The following is a 17,557-nucleotide window of genomic DNA, read 5'->3' as shown; positions in this document are numbered from 1 at the left end:
TAAGCAATAATCAAAAAGGGTTACAATGAATCATCGATTGTAACCCTTTTTGATAAAAATGCTTTTGTGGTATTAGGGCGTACCTTTCTGAAAGGTAATTTCGGTAGCCATACCCATAGCACTAAATCTAATTCCCAACGACTCAGCGTCTGATTTCTTGGTTTTGTCTTCGCAGTGAACTCCTTTTTCAAGAAAATAAATATAATATTTCTGATTTCTATCGGCTAACTGCTGAATATCTGGCTTGCCCAAATAATCATCCATATCGTTGGCACTAACGCCTTTGAGTTCCTCTTTCAAGGCTTTGATTTGATCTTTCATGGCGGCTCTTTGTCCAGAGCAGCCACCTCTATCTTCACGCCATTTCTCCAAATCAATACCATCAAGTTTAGGTTGTTTGGTACAAGACGCTAGCCCTGTTAGGGCCATCAGTAACACAAGTAATTTCTTAATCATGGTTTTGTTATTATAATTTTGAAAGTCGCTCCCCTGCTTTTTCCAAGGTTTGGTCATCTTTGGCAAAACAAAATCTTAATATTTTAAAATCGTTTTTTTGATGATAAAAAACAGAAACAGGAATGCTCGCTACGCCAATTTCTTTGGTAAGTCTTTGAGCCAGTGCCAAATCATTTTCGTCGGTAATAGCACTGTAATTGACACATTGAAAGAAACTCCCCTGAGCTGGCGTAAATGAAAAACGAGCATTGCTAATACATGATATAAATTTATCTCGCTTTTGCTGATAAAACGCAGGAATCGATAAATAGTTATCAGGTTCTTTGAGGAAATCGGCCAAAGCGTATTGAATAGGAGTTACTGTTGAAAAAGTAAGCCACTGATGTACCTTTCTGAACTCTTCTGTTAGGGCCTTTGGGGCTAGGCAATAGCCTACTTTCCAGCCTGTTACATGAAAAGTTTTTCCGAATGAACCACAGACAAAAGTACGTTCTTGTAAAATAGTATTGCGAATTGGCGACCAATGTTCTTTTCCATCAAAAATGATATGTTCATAAACCTCGTCGCTGATGATGAAAATATTGGTGTCTTTTACGATCTCGGCCAGTGCCGTTAAATCTTGTTGTTTCAAAACCGTTCCCGTTGGATTATGCGGTGTATTAAGCATAATCAATTTAGTTTTTTCGGTAACTTTTGATTTTACTATCTGCCAATCTATCTGATAATTATTTTCGGGAACAAGTGTTACATACACAGGCACACCGCCATTAAGGCGTATGGCAGGTTCGTAGGAATCGTAATTAGGCTCAAGCAAAATCACTTCGTCGCCTTGATGAACGATTGCTGTAATGGCAGCATAAAGGGCTTCGGTAGCACCCGATACAACTGTTATTTCGCTATCTGGATGGTAGTTGACTCCATAAATATCGGCTGTTTTTTGAGCAATAATTTCTCGGAGAGCCTGTACGCCCGACAGCGGAGCATACTGATTCATTCCTTTTTGGAGATAGTACGACACTAGCTCGATTAGCTTAGGAGAACCATCGAAATTAGGAAATCCTTGTGATAGGTTTAATGCTCCGTGGTCGGCAGCTAACTTCGACATAACCGTAAAAATGGTTGTGCCAATATGGGGTTGTTTAGATTCTATGTGCATTGAAATGATGACGCAAAAATATTGTTGCAAAATACACAAGGAGAGTCAACAATCCCATTGTTTTACTTAAATATCCAAAAACCATTCTAAATGTCCTGATTCGATGATTCCTTGTACGGCCAAATTTTCATCGAAAATAACCATATTAGCCAAATAGCCATCTTCTAGCTTACCCGTTAGATGATTGATATTGAGTACTTCGGCAGGGTAGGTTGAGGCCATACGTAGCGATTCCTCTAACGAAATACCCACTTTCAAATAACAGTTTTTTACTCCTTGAATCATCGTAAGTGCCGAACCCGACAGCGTACCGTTGAGGTCGGTGTAGCGGTCGCCAGCATGGACAAACTTATAGTCGCCCGATGTATCTTCTGTAACAGCATCGGTTATCATGAATAGGCGTTTGCCCATGATTTTTTTAGAAATACGAACCGAAGCATAATCAACATGCACCCCATCGGGAATAATACTAGCCCATACATCCGAATCGTAAGTTGCCCCTAAAAGCCCTGGTTCACGACTCTGTAATTGTGACATGGCATTGAATAAATGCGTAACTCGTTTGACACCTTTGCCAAAGGCTTGTGTAGCTTGCTGATAAGTAGCCGAGCTATGGCCTGCCGATAAAATGATATGGCTTTTTAAAAGGAGGTCTAATTGCTCTTCTGTAAACTCTTCAGGAGCAATCGTCATATAAGTAGGTAAGCCTTTACAAGCCTGAATAATCGTTTTTAATTCGTCGATACTAGGTTTTCTAATAAATTCGGCCACATGAGCCCCTTTTTTGGGGAAACTAAAAAAAGGCCCCTCAATGTGTAAGCCTACCAACCCTTTGCCACCCCGATCCAAATATTGCTTTGAAATATCAATAGCTTCAAGGATTTTTTCGAGTGGTGTTGACGATAGTGTTATTTGGAAATGTGTAGTACCCCCTCGGCGAATCTCTTGATATGTGTTTTCGATAGTTTCGGGTGTGGTATGCGAGTTGAAAAGGCTGCCACCACCACCATAAATTTGAATATCAATAAAGGAAGGTGCTATACTTAACCCTTTTAGGTCTACGGTATTGATATGTTCTGGAACTTCGTGGCTAGGAATAATAGTTGCAATCTGGTCTCCATTAATAACAATAGAATGATTGGTCAATACTTTTTCAGAAGTAAAGATTTGACAATTTTTTAGTGCGTACATAGCAAAATAGATTTTTGAAGCATGAAACAAACTCAAAGAGAAAATTGTATTTCTCGGTATGAAATGATTCTAGCAAGAAAAGCATAAAATAAGGACTAAAACAGTAATTTGTTATACATGATTATTCTGTTGTTTCTACATCAACGACAATTTTCCAAATATCTTTGGCTTCTTGTTGCCAGATTCTCAAATAGCTACCTACTACTACTTTGCCAGCTTTGTTTTTTCCTGAGATTGTACCGTAAATACAGGCCATGTCACCAGCATTAGATACAAGTGTTTTGAGACCCGTATAAATAAGGTTTTTGTCAAAATTCTTTTGTAAAAAAGTATTACTTAACGTTTTGCCTATGAGGGGCTGGGTATTATTTCTAAAAATAATAACTTTTTCCGACAAATGAGGCTCGAAAGGATTAAGAGCTGTTTTGGTATTTTTCCAATAAAAATGGTCTTTCATAAAGGCAAAACGCTCGGTTTGGGTTGTTAGGTTTTTAATATCAAGAGGCTTAAAGGTCGAATACCGTTCTTCCAACTTATCGGAAGGTTTGCTGGGGTACACTACCCCAATATCGGCCAATACCCTCCAGTCGCCTGTAGGTTGTTTTTTCCAGAGCGAAATAAAACTGCCACTAGCACTAGCCTGAGTAGCTTCCTTGGAAGGGTAAGCCTGCCAATTACCGATCGAATAGCCCATATCTGCCGAAATGGCCATTCCTGCCCAATTAGGTTGCCATTTTAATACACCTTTATAGTCAATGGATTTCCATTTGGAAAGGCCATTGATAGGCATGCCTTTCTCAAATACAACCGCTTCGGGGGCGAGGAAAGTTAAAAATGCCGTTTGCGTATTTTTATCAATAGACGTTTGTGCAAATGCTTTTTCGGCTAAAATCATACCTTTTAAAGCCTCTTTTTGCTGAGGTTCTTGAAAAGTAAGCGAGCAAAGTGCTAGAATGGTGAAATTGCTTTTTTTCATTAGGAATATAGCTTGATAAAATACGATACGCTTTTTCCAAGCCAATTGAGGGTTATTATTGTTTTAACCAGTCGGGGTGTTGCTTATGAAAAATAGTAGCGTCTTGATAGATTTTGGCTACTTCCAATAGCTTCCCTTCTCCAAATAGCTTACCCATAAAAGTAATACTTGTTGGACGACCTTCGGCTCGGAACCCATTGGGTAATACTACACAAGGATGTCCTGTCAAGTTGGTCAATGTTAAGTTGCTGCCACCAAAGGCTGGAGCTAAATAAACGTCGATGCCTTTGAGTTTATTCTCCATTTCTTGAATTAAGCGTGTTCTGAGCCTATTGGCTTGTAAATATTCTACGGCAGGAATAAACCTTGATGCCCTAAAAGAGTTAGGCCAAGCGTTCTTGATTTGACGTACCATAAGGTCGTCTTTGCCCGAAAGCGTAAGCTCGTCAAAAGCGGCGGCGGCTTCGGCATTCAGGATAATGGTCATATCGCTAACAGGATATTTGGGTAATTTTAGCGGAATAAGAGTTGCCCCTAATTTGCGTAAAGTTAGCAGTGTTAGCGAATCTTGTGCTTTGGTAGGATAATTTCGCTCAAAATCTTGTTTTAGGTAAGCAATTTTCAAGCCTTTGAGGCTTTTGCGATTGGCATCAAAACTAAACGGAGCATCAATAATACTTAAATCCTTTCCGTCTGTTCCTTTGATGGTATTAAAAACAATGGCACAGTCTTCGACTGTTCGGCAAATTGGCCCAAGTTTATCCATCGACCAGCTCAAGGCCATTGCTCCTGTACGAGGCACACGCCCAAAGGTTGGACGAAGGCCTGTAGTTCCGCATTCAGAAGATGGCGAGACAATCGACCCAAGTGTTTCGGAGCCTATGGCAAAGGGTAATAAACCCGCCGCCACAGATGATGCCGAACCAGCCGATGAGCCAGATGAACCTCGTTTCAAATTCCAGGGATTTTTGGTTGTACCGCCAAACCAAACGTCGCCCCAGGCCAGTTCTCCTAAGGTAAGTTTTGCACATAGTACTGCTCCTGCCTGTTCGAGCCTAGTAATTACAGTAGCGTCATAATCGAGTACTTGGTTTTGGTAAGGTACAGAGCCCCATGTAGTTTTATAACCTTTTTTAGCTAATAAATCTTTTGCTCCGTACGGAATACCGTGTAACAAACCTTTATAAATACCCTTAGCCATTTCTTGGTCGGCTTTTTGGGCTTGTTGTAGTGCTAGGTCTTCGGTAATAGTAATTACACAGGCTAATTGAGTATTATATTTTTTGAGACGTTCTATAAAAAACTTCGTAAGTTCTACCGAAGTGATTTGTTTGGTTTTGATAAGTTCTGCCAGTTCACGAACACTCATAAAAGCCAAATCAGCTTTATTTTTGGGAAGTGTTATCAGAACTTTAGAGGCTGCAAACCGAGATATTTCTTTTGAAAAAGAAAAGCCAATAGGCAATGGATTAAAAAATAAAGCAGGAGCAACATCATTGTCGAGCTTTATTTTGCGTATTTCTTGAAAGCCTTGTCGATTATCGGTTAGGTCGTTGAGCATAGAATCGGCTTCGGCTTGAGAGAAATCGAGACCAATCAATTGTTCAGCATTTTTAATGATAGCCACAGAAAGGGGAGGGTTCTCTAGTATTTTGGTTATAAAACCACCTAGTAACATACTCCCTAAACACATCAACGGTAAAACGTAACGCTTTTTCATAAGACTTCTGGTAGGATGATACATAAAGATAGATTGTCTTAAATTTATAAGAAAAGGTATCTATTAGTGGTAGAATAGCTCGTTTTTAGCTAAACAACATATTCATGGCTATTAAAAACAAAATAAATAACACACATTTTTATAAAATTACACATTGTACGATTTCATTGTTGCTTATCTTTGAAAAAGAATTTAAACCATAGCACCACTTGTTGCTATTTGTCAAACAAAAAAACTAAAATTATGAACGACATTCTTGTTAGTGTACACTCATACCTTCGTTGGTTAGTATTATTATTGGGCGTTGTTGCTTTGGTTAAAGCCGCTATTGGTATTTCTTCTAAAGCTGCTTTTACGGAAGGCGACCGTAAATTGGGCTTATTTTTTATGATTTCTTGCCATACACAATTACTAATCGGCTTGGTTTTGTATTTTGTGACTAGCCCATTTGGTGTGCAAGCATTTTCATTAGGAATGAAAGAAGTAATGGGAAATCCTGTTTATCGCAAGATTGCCGTAGAACACGTAGTAATAATGCTTATTGCTTTGGTATTAATTACTATTGGACATTCTAAAAATAAGAGAGAAATCGTAGATGCTAAAAGACATAAAAATGCACTTGTTTTCTTTGGAATCGGATTAGTGCTAATTTTGGCAGGTATTCCTTGGGAAAGATTAGCTCAATAAATACCCCAAATCGTAAAGAATTGACCTATCGAAATCTATCGGTAGGTCTTTTTTTTATTGCCATTTGCTAATTTATCTTAAAAGGCTTCAGGAAAAATTTGATTTATGCGTAGTTTTTGCTTTTTTTATTAAAAAAAATATTTATAAAGTTATATTTTAACAAATATTAGGATTTGATACTATTTTTTGGACTATCACCATTCAACCATTTTATATAAAACTGATTAACTTTGTGAAGATATGAATAAGTGCATTTTTTTAGATAGAGACGGTGTGTTAAATGTAGATAGGGTTGACTATGTCTATCGCATCGAAGATTTGATTATTCCTGAGGGAACAATTGAAGCCTTACAAAGAATGAAAGCCGCAGGATACCTTTTGATTGTTATTACTAATCAGTCGGGTATTGCCAAAGGAATATATACGCGTGAAGACGTGCTGAATTGTCACAATTATTTTCAAGAACAATGTGGTAATTTGTTAGACGATATTTACTTTTGCCCTCATCACGAAAACTTTAATTCGGCATCGTTGACTCGCAAGCCTGGCTCGCTGATGATTGAAAAAGCTATGGCCAAATATAAAATAGACCCTAATCAGTCATGGATGATTGGTGATGCTCATCGAGACATTAAAGCTGGACAAAGGGTAGGCGTAAAAACTATTCATATTACCGAAAAACCTGAAGAGTCTTTTTCTGAAATAACAACGGGTTCTTTGTTAGGTGCAAGCGAAGTGATTGTTCCTGTATGATAAATGAATAGCAAGTTTGCAAAATATCATCAGGCTATAGGCCTGAGTGATATGGGGTATACTTTATATTTGATACGGTGTGACATTTACACCCTTTAGCTTTTACGATTATGTTCAAGTATATCACCAAAGGTTAGGAATGGATGGAGAGAGGGATATTCTAAAACAAGAGGCTATACAAACTTAAAACTCCACAAGTGTATAATACACTCGTGGAGTTTTTTTTAGCAATTATTTGCGTTTTCTATCTTTGTTATTCGAGCGTTTTTTATCTTTTTCACCCGATGGTCTTCTGCTGCCTTTGGCTTCACCCTTCGACCTATGTCGAGAAGAGTTTCTATCAAAAGCTTTTTTACGGCCACGTTCTTCGGTCATACCTACCAATTCTAGATCCATACTTCGGCGAGCCAAGTTGCATTCTTTGACACGCACTTGAACGGCATCGCCAAAAGTAAATACTTTGCCATTGCGTTGGCCAACGATTCGGAAGTTTTCTCGGTCAAAGTCGTAGAAATCGTCGGTTAGGTCAACCATTCTAACGAGTCCTTCAGAAGCTGTTTCGGTTATTTCGACAAACAAACCAAATTCGGTTACACCCGAAATAATACCATCCCATACTTTTTTCTCTTCCATCAAGCTCATATATTCTACTTGCTTGTACTTGATAGAAGCACGTTCGGCCTCGCTAGCAAGTTTTTCCATTTCAGAGCTGTGTTTACAACGTGCCTCCCAAGGGGCTCTTTCTAGGGGTTCGCCACCATCCAAATAGTGTTGAAGCATTCTATGAGCCATCATATCGGGGTATCGGCGTATTGGCGAGGTAAAGTGCGAATAAAATGGGAATGCCAAGCCAAAGTGTCCGATTGGGTCGGTACTATATTTAGCTTTCGACATAGTACGAACAGCCAAGCTTTCCAAGATATTTTGTTCGGGTTTTCCTTCTACACCAGCCATCAATTGATTAAAAGAGCCACTGATTTTGGTTACGTCGGTATCTACGGTATAACCAAATTTTTTGGCAAAGGTAGAAAACGAACGTAGCTTTTCGGGGTCTGGTGCTTCGTGAACACGATACACCATGGTATTTTTAGGCTCTGATTTACGTAATTTATAAACATATTCGGCCACACGCTTATTGGCCAATAGCATAAACTCTTCAATTAGCTTGTGAGCATCCTTTCTCACTTTTTGGTAAATACCCAAAGGCTTACCATTTTCATCTAGTTGGAATTTTACCTCAACTGTTTCAAAATTTACAGCTCCATTGGCAAAGCGTTCATCTCTAAGAATATGAGCTAAATTATTCAAAATCGTAAGCTCGCTTTGATATGGGGCTAAAAAGACAGTATTTTCAGAGGTCTCTTCTTTTTTCTTACGGCCACGTTTTGGTTTTTCAGCAACAACTTCTTCTGTGGTATTTTCAACAGAGGGCTGTTCTACAGGTTTGGATAGGTCAAGAACCTCCTGAGCTTCTTCGTACGAGAACCTTTTGTCGGAGTGAATGATAGTTCTACCAAACCACTCTTTTTTGATTTTTCCTTCTGGGCTTATTTCAAAAATCGCCGAAAATGTTAGTTTATCTTCGTTAGGCCGTAAGGAACACAAGCCATTCGATAGCTTTTCGGGAAGCATAGGCACTACTCGGTCGACTAAATATACCGATGTGGCACGTTTAAGAGCTTCTTGTTCAAGTAGTGAGTCTGTTTTTACGTAGTGAGTTACGTCGGCAATGTGTACACCGATTTCGTAGTTACCATTTTCTAAGCTTTCAAAGCTGAGGGCATCATCAAAATCTTTGGCATCGATAGGGTCGATAGTGAAGGTCGTAACCTTCCGCATGTCTCTTCTTTTGGCAATTTCGGCATTGGGAATACGTTCAGAAATACCATCGGCTTCAGCATTGATTACCTCAGGAAAATGATATGGCAAGCCAAATTCTGCTAAAATAGCGTGCATTTCGGTATTGTTCTCACCAGCTTTGCCGAGTACCTCTTTAATGATACCTTCCATTTTGCGTTCGCCAGTAGCCCATTTAGTGATTTTTACAATCACTTTATCGCCTTGAAATACATCTTTGATGTATTCGCGAGGAATAAAAATGTCTTGGTATATGCGTTTGGAGTCGGGGGTTACAAAGGCATAGTTAGGCAATATTTCTATAGTACCTACTAATTCTTCTCTACCACGCTGAATAATCTCTACAACCTCACCTTCGGCACGATCCGAGTCTTTTTTGCGGCCTGCGGCCACCAACACCTTTACAATGTCGCCATCTACAGCTCCATTGAGGTCTTTTACGGCAATCCAAACATCGTCTTTGCGTCCTTCTACTACTACAAAGGCAAAGCGAGCATTTACATGGTCTACTTTTCCTGTAACAAACTCGGTAACATGGTCAATAGTATAACTGCCGTCTTTTTGACGGATAAGTTTTTTTGCTTTGGTCAAATCTTCAATAAGCGTCGAGAATAGTTCTTTTGTACTGCGGTCTCTTATGGCGAAAGCTTTATGTACTTGGTTGAGCGACCAACTACGGTCGTCATTTAATTCGAAAAATGCTAAAATTTCAGCTTTAACTCCTTCACGAAATTTTTGTTCTTTGCTCTGCTTGGGTTTAGTCATTGATGTGTAAATACCTTTTTACTAGCATGTAAAAAGATGTTTTGTTAAAAATATATGTGTCTATAATCGCATTCAGGGGATTTGTGGGTTTATTTTACCTCTTTATTATTTACTACAAATCTTATTCCTTACTGCTATTGTAAGCTATGAAATGCTAAAAACTTTCACGGAAGTTATTAGTTCAGATAGGCCGATTATCTTGATAACAATAATTCATGGTGTAAAATTCCTTATTTTTCATGAGGAATTTATTGATTTACAATTATTTATCTAAATTTCTTTAGAAAATACCTAGTTTAGGTTGTTATAGGAAGTTGATGAATGGCTTGTAAAAAACTCCACTCAGCTTATCTAATAGGTCAAACTGAGTGGAATTATAATGTTAAAAATAAGCAAATGTATTAATTGAATATCTATAACTTCGAGAAAAATAGCGAAATAACTTCATAAATACTACAATTGAGGCTTGGGTATTGTGGTTTTATTTTGAAAGTTCAGTAGCTCGTTTTTGAGCCGCAAAAATACCATCTTTTAAGTTTTGAGCTAAAAGACCTTCCTCAAATTTCTTCAAAGCGGCTTCGGTAGTACCACCTTTCGAGGCTACAGCTTTGATCAATTCGTCGAGGCTTTTTTCGGCATTATTGATTAAATGAAATGAACCTAACATAGTTTGTTTTACCAAAAGAGCTGCCATAGAATCTTCAAAGCCCATTTCTTTTCCTGCTTCTATCATCGCTTTTACTAGGTAGAAAAAATAAGCAGGGCCACTACCACTCAATGCCGTTACGGCATCCAAAAGTGATTCATCTTCTAGGAAAACTGCTCTACCTGTCGAGTTAATAAGGTTTTCAACCTTTTTTAATTGGCTTAGGGTAATATCGCCTGCTGCCGAAAAGGCGGTCATTCCCATACCTAGTAGGGCTGGTGTGTTGGGCATAGCACGTACTACCAAACGGTGATTGAGCGACTCCTGAATCTTTTCGATAGAAATCCCCGCCATAATACTCAAAACAACCTGTTTTGGCTGTATTACGGCCTTGAGTTCTTCTTGGAGCGAGGCAAAATCCTGAGGCTTTACTGATAAAATCACTAAATCGTAATCCCCAATTTTAGGTGAAATTGTATCAACTACTACGCCTGCTTTTTCTTGTTGAAGGGCTTCTGCTCTTGCTGCGTTTTTTTCAATCAGAAATAAATCTTCTTTTTTTACTAAGTCATATTGAATAAACGACTTAGCAAAAGCCATTCCCATATTTCCAGCACCGACAATTGCAACTTTCATTTTTTAATTAGTTTTTTGGTCAAAATTGATTACCCAACAAAATTACAATAAAAAACCTGACAGTATTAGAAAATATTGTCAGGTTGGGTTTCTACCAAAAAGAAAAGGTATTATGCTAAAAATCAAAGATTAGTCTTTGAAAATTTCTTCAAGTTTTTTCTCTAAATCAGCCGAGCTACCTACATATTTGGCAATAATTTTGCCTTCTTTGTCGAGCAAAAACTGGGCAGGAACGGCCTGTACACCATAGGCAACGGCTGCAATCGAATTCCAGAATTGGAGGTCTGATACTTGATTCCAAACCAAACCATCTTTTTCGATGGCACGTACCCACGCATTTTTTTCTTGGTCGAGGCTCACACCTAATATATCAAATCCTTTTGCTTTAAAGCGGTTGTAAATCCTAACAATATTGGGGTTTTCACGGCGACAAGGGCCACACCAGCTTGCCCAGAAGTCGATAAGAACATATTTACCTCTTAGCGACGATAACGTTACGAGGCTATCTTGAGGGTTTTTTAAGGCTATCTCGGGGGCTTCCGAACCGATGTCGATACCCTTCATGCGTTTTACTTGTTCCAAAAACGACTTAATATGTGGGTTGGGCGAGTTGGGCTTCTCTTTTTTGAAACGTTCTGCAACCGACACAATCAAATCCATATCAGATTCAGGGTTTAGGAAATTACCTGTTGTCCAAAGTGCTACCAAATCTGTACCCATTTCAGGAATCAAAGCTTTAATTTTTGTGATAGTGATATCTTGTGCTGTCTGAAATTCTGCTTGAATTTTTTTTAGCGTAGCTTCGTCTTTCTTGGCTGTAGCAGTGGCTACTTGCTTATTCCAGTTGTCAACCTTGGCTTGTAAATCTTGGTTGATTTTGATGATTTGGTTGAAATACTGGATGTTTTTTGAGGTGCTATTGATTTGAAACTTACCACGTTGCTGTGGAGTATCCATACCGTCGGCAAGGATATCTACTTTTTCGCCACCTTCCAAGATTAACAGCAATTTCTGGCTCAGTTCGAGGTTAAAGAAATTGACCAAGTAATACCCTCCACCTTCTGGAATAGGCGTGTTGAATTTGAAGTTTTTGTTGGCATCTACAGTAGACGAATCGATATTGATAGCTGTACCTCGGCCATTGATAGACTGAAGATACACTTTTTTGTCGGGAGCTACATTTTGAACTTTGCCTGTTATTTCGACCTTTTTTAGGGGTGTTTGAGCTATGGTATTGATGCCCAACAAAAGGCAAGCTGTACCTAAAAAGATGTTTTTCATGCGACGAAATGTGGTTAAATAAAAAAGGCATCTATTAAACAATTCAAAATAAAAATGATGTATTGCCTAATGGATGCCTCTTGATATGGGATTGAATATATTAGATCGAATCAAGTGTTTTTTGTAAAAGACTGGTAGTTACTTTTGGGTCGGCCGAGCCTTTCGACTTTTTCATGATGTCGCCCATAAACATTCCTAGTAAGCCTTTTTTACCATTTTTGTATTCTTTTACTTTTGCTGGGTTTGCTGCCAAAACCTCATCAATTAACGACTGAAGTGTATCGGTATTGCTTTGTTGAATCAAATTCTTCGATTCAGCAATTTGTAGAGGTGTTTTTTGGGTATCGGTAAGCATTTCAGGAAAAATCTGTTGGGCTGCCGTAGAGGTACTTACTTTGCCTTCATCGATAATTGTGATTAACTGAGCCAGTTTTTCGGGACTAATGCTAAACTCGGCTATGCTTAGATTATGGTCGTTTAAGTACGACTTTACTGTACCCATAATCCAGTTAGAGATAGCTTTATAATTTTTTGAAAAACTACATGTACTTTCAAAATATTCGGCAATATCACGGCTGTCGGTAAGTACCCCTGCATCGTAGTCGGGTAAGCCGTACTGTTTGGTAAACTTCTCGAAAAGCTCCCAAGGCAGTGCAGGCATCTGATTTTTGACCGATGTTAGTAGTTCTTCTGAAATAACCAAAGGCACTAAGTCGGGTTCAGGAAAATAGCGGTAGTCGTTCATTGACTCTTTTTCACGCATACCCGATGTACGGCCAGTAGCAGGGTCAAAATTGCGGGTTTCCTGAATGATTTTTTCACCAGCTTCAACCGCTTCAATTTGGCGACCTACCTCATAATCAATAGCTTTTTGGATAAAACGAATAGAGTTCATATTTTTAATCTCTACTTTTGTACCAAACACTTTGCTACCTACAGGCATTACCGAAATATTTACGTCGCAACGCAACGAACCTTCTTCCATGTTGCCATCACAGATGTTCAAATAGCGTACCAATTTTCGTACTTCGGTCATAAACTGTGCAGCTTCCTCCGACGATTTAATTTCGGGTTCGGTTACCATCTCAACCAACGGAGTACCAGCACGGTTATAGTCAATCAAGCTGTCAGACGAATTATCGGTATGCAATGATTTTCCTGCGTCCTCTTCAAGGTGAATATGATGAAAGCGCACCACTTTTTCGCCAGTAGAAAGTTTTACCTTTAACCCCCCACCGATACAAATAGGCGTTTTGTCTTGGGTAATTTGATAGCCTTTTGGGAGGTCGGGGTAAAAATAGTTTTTTCTATCAAAATATTGATATTCTGAGATTCTAGAACCAACAGCCAATCCCATTTTGATAGCATATTCTACGGCTTTCTTGTTGAGTTTGGGCAGGGTGCCTGGATGCCCCAGTGTAATTGGGGAAATATGGGTATTTGGAGCAGCTCCAAAAGAGGCTGAATCTGCTGCAAAAATTTTGCTCTCTGTTTGTAGCTGAGCATGTACTTCTAAGCCAATAACGACTTCGTATTTGTCTCTAATTTCTTGATTCACAGAATAAAAGTTTCAGTTTGTAGGATTCATGGTAATGTTAAAATAATAACAAGCCAAGAGCCTCGTTGCATATTGAAGCACAAAGATAGTAAAAAGCTTGTGATGGAATGGGTTCATTGAGCTAAGTGATTGTAAATTTGATGGTTTTCAAAAAAAAATTAAATAAATTCCAACCTAATCTATGGCCAAGTGGTCTTTAGTATAAAGGAGTAGTATAAAAATCCCCCCAATGGGATTTTAGTACGAAAACTTGTATAATTGAAAATCCATAAGCCCTTTAAAAATACTTCATAGACATTGGAAATTGAGAAAGACCTCATAAACGCTTGTTTACAAAATGACCGAGTTGCCCAACGAAAGCTTTATCAGGCTTATGCGGGGCGTATGTTGGTGATTTGTACTCGCTATGCCCAAAGCAAGGCTGAGGCTGAAGATATTTTACAAGATGCCTTTATCAAGATATTCCAAAATTTAGGAAGTTTTAGAGGAGAAAGTACTATTGGAGCATGGATAAAACGAATTGTAGTAAATACGGCTATTAAACATATTCGTTCGCAGCAACACTGGCAAGATGTTTCGGATGTGTCCGAATACGAAAATCAATTTACCGATGGCCTCACCAGTATAGAGGGGATACAATTTCAAGAACTGATTGCTATGATTCAAAAATTACCTAAAGGATGCCAAACGGTTTTTAACTTATATGCTATCGAAGGCTTTCAGCATCACGAAATTGCTGAAATGTTGGGTATTTCGGAGGGTACTTCTAAATCACAATATTCAAGAGCTAAACAATTGCTGCAAACGCAATTGTCTTTAGATAAAATTCAAAGATGATTGATCGCTATTGTATCAGTACTCAGTAGCATAGCATGGATTATATGAAGAAAAATTTACAGACAAAGTCATTATAATGAGCAAATTATCAAATAACTCTTTCGAGGACCAATGGCGTGAAGCCTTCGATGATGCCTCTCTGATTCCTTCCGAATCAGTCTGGGAGAGGATTGAATCGAGCTTAGACGCACCAACAAGTCCATCTGCCGAGCCTTCTACTGGCGGAGGAATTGCGATGAATGGCACAATGCTCTATTCTATCGTTGCGATTGTTGGGCTTGGTTTGCTTGGTTTATGGTTTTGGAAAAATAGCCTTACTAATGACCCCCAAGTAACACCTTTGCCAAGTAGCCCTATTATTGAGCAAGCTTTGCCTCTGGCAAGTGAACCTATAATACCACCAACAGAAGTAGTAAAGGAAGAACAGTATGTTGTACCAAAGCACGAGCCTAAAGTAGAAGAAAATACCATACAGCCACTAGCCCCAGTCGAGGAGGTTGTTGTTGAAAAAAATGTGGTAGATTCATTAAATATACTAACGCCGATGAACCCCAATTACATTCCGATTCAAACCCGTACTACGGTATTACATTATACCGATGTGCCTTCAACCAATACACCTTATTTTGAGGAAAAACCTATGATAAAGCCTAAACCTCAAAAGAAAAATATCCTTAAAAATGTTAGGATTTCGGTAGGTGGCGGGGTTTATCAGCCGTAAGCTTGGTTTTATATAAGTAGCGGCTCTAAGAAGGTAATATTGCTATGATTTGTATTTAATATAACAAACACTATTATGAAAAAGATATTATTGGTATTGTGTATATGGGGGGTACTTTGGCAATGTACAACCTCTAACTCATCAGAAAACATTACGCCACTGACTAGTATAGATGTTACAAAAAATGCCCCTGACAATTACATCGTTTTTGGTAGAGTGGGCGTAGGATGGGGCTGCCGTACACCCGTACTATATATGTTGGCTAATAATAAGTTGTATGCCGATAGTAGCGGTAGTTATTGCCAACAACATGAAAAATACCAGTTTAAGGGCTATCTGTTGCCCGATGCAGAAGCTACAAAAGCAGCCAAAATCATTAGTCAGATAAATACCGTCATTGCCAAAGAACAAAATGATGGTAATAGTATACAAACGGTAGGCTGCCCTGGTTGTACCGATGGCGGAATGCTATTGGTACAAGTAAAAGAGAAGAATAAAGCACTCAAAAACTGGCGTTTAGATGATATGATAAGCCAGTATAGCTCTATTTTAATGGATATTGAGAAGAATCTAAAATTCAAGTAAAATATAAAACCCTATGAAAAAGCTTATTATTCTAACCTTTGCCAACTTATTTTTATGGGCCTGTTCAAAAGATTCGGGTGTATCGAATGAACTTTCGGGAGAAACAGCCGATAACCAAAAACTAGAACAATTAGGCGTTGATGTTCAGGATTTTGCCAAAAATAAGGCTTGTTCTGGCGATGATTGTCGTGTAATACCTATGGGGGCTAAAGCTTGTGGTGGTCCTACACAGTATTTAGTATACTCGGTGTCGAAGGTAGATGAAAAACTACTGGTAGCCAAAGTACAAGCCTATACCGATTTTCAAAAAGAATTAAATAAGAAGTACAATAGAATGTCTGATTGTATGATACTGTCGCCTCCTGTTGTGAATTGTGTGAACGGATTGTGTACTGCTCAATAAAACTGTCCATTAAAAACACATTATAGTCATGGTAAAAACAATAAGTAAGGTATTGTTGCTAACAATACTGAGTGGATTTCTGTTGGCCTGTAAGGACAAGTGTGTACAAACAAGTACCTATATGAGTGTACAGTCTACCCAGATTGACATCGCTAATATTCGTAATTCTATCAAATCGGCAACTGCTCGTGACCTCGAAAAACCTGGTAAAATTTATATCAAAGGGAATTTTTTGTTTATTAATGAATTAAAAAAAGGTATTCATATTATTGATAATACCAATGCTAAAGCTCCCTTGAATATAGCCTTTATCGAGATCCTAGGAAATGTAGATATAGCTGTACAAGACAATATTCTGTATGCCGACAGCTATACCGATATGGTAGCCATAGATATTAACGACCCTCGCAATATCAAAGAGCTCGGTCGTGTATCAGATGTCTTCAAGTCTGGGACAATCGATGGCATAACATGGTATTATAATGTAGACTTGAAAAAAATCGTAGATGGAGAATGGAAAAAAACTACTGTTTCCCAAGAAATCTCTTGTGATTTACAACCTATTTATTACCCTTATTGGTCTTATTATCCTTATGCCCTAGATAAATCGTTTTCGACAAGCTTTACTCAGAATGGTTCTTCCGTAACTGGAAAAGGTGGGTCGATGGCTCGTTTTACCATCAGTAATAATTTATTATATGCTGTGTCGAGCGAAGATATGAAACTCTTTGGGCTCAAAAACCCTGCTCAACCTACTATGGAAACTACCGTAAAACTAGGTTTTGGCATAGAAACAATTTTTCCATATAAAGACAACCTGTTTATAGGTACAACTACTGGACTACAAATTTGGAGTAATAAAGACCCCTATAACCCCAAGTTTCTGTCTCGCCTCGAACACGCCAGAGCCTGCGACCCCGTCGTAGTACAAAACGATATGGCTTATGTAACTTTACGTTCGGTAAATGTTTTCGGTGCATGTGGGCCAGCTATCAACAATCAGTTGGATGTAATAGATGTAACAGTACCCACATCGCCTGTATTGAAGAAAACCTTTGCTATGGAAAACCCCTATGGATTGGGTATAGATAACGCAAGCTTATTTATTTGTGAAGGAAATAAGGGCTTGAAATCGTTTGATGCTAGTAATCCTCTCGATATTAAACTCCAACAACATTTCAAGGATATTAATGCTTTTGACGTAATTCCGCTCAATAATATCCTTATGGTTATTGGCAAAGAAGGATTGTACCAATATGATTATACCGACAAAACAAATTTAAAGTTACTAAGTGTTATAAAAGTTAAATCTGCTCAATAAACCTAGCT

General features: G+C 38.5%; 16 protein-coding genes. 7 read left to right on the top strand and 9 right to left on the bottom strand.

Features of this window, described 5'->3' with window-relative positions; all coding sequences use genetic code 11:
• Nucleotides 1–72: 72 nt before the first annotated feature.
• The 5 genes from FLEMA_RS71415 to FLEMA_RS71395 form a co-directional block, all read right to left on the bottom strand.
• Nucleotides 73–456, bottom strand: a complete 384-nt coding sequence (locus FLEMA_RS71415) for a hypothetical protein (protein ID WP_052354412.1) — start codon at nt 454–456, stop codon at nt 73–75.
• Nucleotides 457–466: 10 nt separating this feature from the next.
• Nucleotides 467–1,612 (bottom strand): methionine aminotransferase, encoded by a 1,146-nt coding sequence (locus FLEMA_RS71410; RefSeq protein ID WP_044172472.1) that lies wholly within the window; start codon nt 1,610–1,612, stop codon nt 467–469.
• Nucleotides 1,613–1,678: 66 nt separating this feature from the next.
• A complete protein-coding gene (gene nagA / locus FLEMA_RS71405) occupies nt 1,679–2,803 on the bottom strand; it encodes an N-acetylglucosamine-6-phosphate deacetylase (protein WP_044174927.1) in 1,125 nt (374 codons plus the stop codon).
• Nucleotides 2,804–2,924: 121 nt separating this feature from the next.
• Nucleotides 2,925–3,779 carry a Cif family virulence factor gene (locus FLEMA_RS71400; RefSeq protein ID WP_044172470.1) on the bottom strand — a complete coding sequence of 285 codons (855 nt, stop codon included), beginning with the start codon at nt 3,777–3,779 and terminating at the stop codon, nt 2,925–2,927.
• Between the two features lie 55 nt (nt 3,780–3,834).
• Nucleotides 3,835–5,499 (bottom strand): amidase, encoded by a 1,665-nt coding sequence (locus FLEMA_RS71395; protein WP_044174925.1) that lies wholly within the window; start codon nt 5,497–5,499, stop codon nt 3,835–3,837.
• A gap of 243 nt (nt 5,500–5,742) precedes the next feature.
• On the opposite strand from FLEMA_RS71395, the gene FLEMA_RS0135810 reads away from it, so the two are divergent.
• The gene (locus tag FLEMA_RS0135810) at nt 5,743–6,186 is read left to right on the top strand and encodes a hypothetical protein (RefSeq protein ID WP_026996550.1); all 444 of its coding nucleotides are present in this window, start codon (nt 5,743–5,745) and stop codon (nt 6,184–6,186) included.
• 240 nt (nt 6,187–6,426) lie between these two features.
• Nucleotides 6,427–6,939 carry a D-glycero-alpha-D-manno-heptose-1,7-bisphosphate 7-phosphatase gene (locus FLEMA_RS0135800; RefSeq protein WP_026996549.1) on the top strand — a complete coding sequence of 171 codons (513 nt, stop codon included), beginning with the start codon at nt 6,427–6,429 and terminating at the stop codon, nt 6,937–6,939.
• A gap of 231 nt (nt 6,940–7,170) precedes the next feature.
• Here FLEMA_RS0135800 and FLEMA_RS71390 read toward each other — a convergent pair whose 3' ends face one another.
• From FLEMA_RS71390 to gatB, 4 genes are all read right to left on the bottom strand, one after another.
• Nucleotides 7,171–9,561, bottom strand: a complete 2,391-nt coding sequence (locus FLEMA_RS71390; protein WP_044172468.1) for a ribonuclease R family protein — start codon at nt 9,559–9,561, stop codon at nt 7,171–7,173.
• A 481-nt stretch (nt 9,562–10,042) separates the two neighbouring features.
• Nucleotides 10,043–10,843, bottom strand: a complete 801-nt coding sequence (proC, locus tag FLEMA_RS71385; RefSeq protein WP_044172467.1) for a pyrroline-5-carboxylate reductase — start codon at nt 10,841–10,843, stop codon at nt 10,043–10,045.
• A gap of 129 nt (nt 10,844–10,972) precedes the next feature.
• Nucleotides 10,973–12,124, bottom strand: a complete 1,152-nt coding sequence (locus FLEMA_RS71380; protein WP_044172465.1) for a TlpA disulfide reductase family protein — start codon at nt 12,122–12,124, stop codon at nt 10,973–10,975.
• Nucleotides 12,125–12,224: 100 nt separating this feature from the next.
• On the bottom strand, nt 12,225–13,682 hold the full coding sequence (gene gatB, locus FLEMA_RS71375) for an Asp-tRNA(Asn)/Glu-tRNA(Gln) amidotransferase subunit GatB (RefSeq protein WP_044172463.1): 1,458 nt from the start codon (nt 13,680–13,682) through the stop codon (nt 12,225–12,227).
• A gap of 297 nt (nt 13,683–13,979) precedes the next feature.
• Here gatB and FLEMA_RS0135620 point away from each other — a divergent pair, with 297 nt between their 5' ends.
• The 5 genes from FLEMA_RS0135620 to FLEMA_RS0135585 all read left to right on the top strand — a co-directional run bounded on the left by FLEMA_RS0135620 (nt 13,980) and on the right by FLEMA_RS0135585 (nt 17,549).
• Entirely contained in the window at nt 13,980–14,519 is a 540-nt protein-coding gene (locus FLEMA_RS0135620; protein ID WP_026997890.1) for an RNA polymerase sigma factor, read from the top strand.
• A 76-nt stretch (nt 14,520–14,595) separates the two neighbouring features.
• Nucleotides 14,596–15,240 carry a hypothetical protein gene (locus FLEMA_RS71370; RefSeq protein WP_044172461.1) on the top strand — a complete coding sequence of 215 codons (645 nt, stop codon included), beginning with the start codon at nt 14,596–14,598 and terminating at the stop codon, nt 15,238–15,240.
• 75 nt (nt 15,241–15,315) lie between these two features.
• Nucleotides 15,316–15,825 (top strand): hypothetical protein, encoded by a 510-nt coding sequence (locus tag FLEMA_RS71365; protein WP_044172459.1) that lies wholly within the window; start codon nt 15,316–15,318, stop codon nt 15,823–15,825.
• 13 nt (nt 15,826–15,838) lie between these two features.
• On the top strand, nt 15,839–16,228 hold the full coding sequence (locus FLEMA_RS76225) for a hypothetical protein (protein ID WP_052354163.1): 390 nt from the start codon (nt 15,839–15,841) through the stop codon (nt 16,226–16,228).
• A 28-nt stretch (nt 16,229–16,256) separates the two neighbouring features.
• Complete coding sequence (locus FLEMA_RS0135585; RefSeq protein WP_044172457.1) at nt 16,257–17,549, top strand: LVIVD repeat-containing protein; 1,293 nt, start codon at nt 16,257–16,259, stop codon at nt 17,547–17,549.
• Nucleotides 17,550–17,557: the final 8 nt, after the last annotated feature.

Origin of the sequence: Flectobacillus major DSM 103, from assembly GCF_000427405.1 — a bacterium.
GTDB classification, from domain to species: Bacteria; Bacteroidota; Bacteroidia; order Cytophagales; family Spirosomataceae; genus Flectobacillus; species Flectobacillus major.
This window is presented reverse-complemented; position numbering and strand designations above follow the sequence as displayed.

Bases quoted from the DNA above. Each gene is read 5' to 3' on its own strand.
- FLEMA_RS71415 (WP_052354412.1), bottom strand. From the start codon at position 456: ATGATTAAGAAATTACTTGTGTTACTGATGGCCCTAACAGGGCTAGCG.
- FLEMA_RS71410 (WP_044172472.1), bottom strand. From the start codon at position 1,612: ATGCACATAGAATCTAAACAACCCCATATTGGCACAACCATTTTTACG.
- nagA (WP_044174927.1), bottom strand. From the start codon at position 2,803: ATGTACGCACTAAAAAATTGTCAAATCTTTACTTCTGAAAAAGTATTG.
- FLEMA_RS71400 (WP_044172470.1), bottom strand. From the start codon at position 3,779: ATGAAAAAAAGCAATTTCACCATTCTAGCACTTTGCTCGCTTACTTTT.
- FLEMA_RS71395 (WP_044174925.1), bottom strand. From the start codon at position 5,499: ATGAAAAAGCGTTACGTTTTACCGTTGATGTGTTTAGGGAGTATGTTA.
- FLEMA_RS0135810 (WP_026996550.1), top strand. From the start codon at position 5,743: ATGAACGACATTCTTGTTAGTGTACACTCATACCTTCGTTGGTTAGTA.
- FLEMA_RS0135800 (WP_026996549.1), top strand. From the start codon at position 6,427: ATGAATAAGTGCATTTTTTTAGATAGAGACGGTGTGTTAAATGTAGAT.
- FLEMA_RS71390 (WP_044172468.1), bottom strand. From the start codon at position 9,561: ATGACTAAACCCAAGCAGAGCAAAGAACAAAAATTTCGTGAAGGAGTT.
- proC (WP_044172467.1), bottom strand. From the start codon at position 10,843: ATGAAAGTTGCAATTGTCGGTGCTGGAAATATGGGAATGGCTTTTGCT.
- FLEMA_RS71380 (WP_044172465.1), bottom strand. From the start codon at position 12,124: ATGAAAAACATCTTTTTAGGTACAGCTTGCCTTTTGTTGGGCATCAAT.
- FLEMA_RS71370 (WP_044172461.1), top strand. From the start codon at position 14,596: ATGAGCAAATTATCAAATAACTCTTTCGAGGACCAATGGCGTGAAGCC.
- FLEMA_RS71365 (WP_044172459.1), top strand. From the start codon at position 15,316: ATGAAAAAGATATTATTGGTATTGTGTATATGGGGGGTACTTTGGCAA.
- FLEMA_RS76225 (WP_052354163.1), top strand. From the start codon at position 15,839: ATGAAAAAGCTTATTATTCTAACCTTTGCCAACTTATTTTTATGGGCC.
- FLEMA_RS0135585 (WP_044172457.1), top strand. From the start codon at position 16,257: ATGGTAAAAACAATAAGTAAGGTATTGTTGCTAACAATACTGAGTGGA.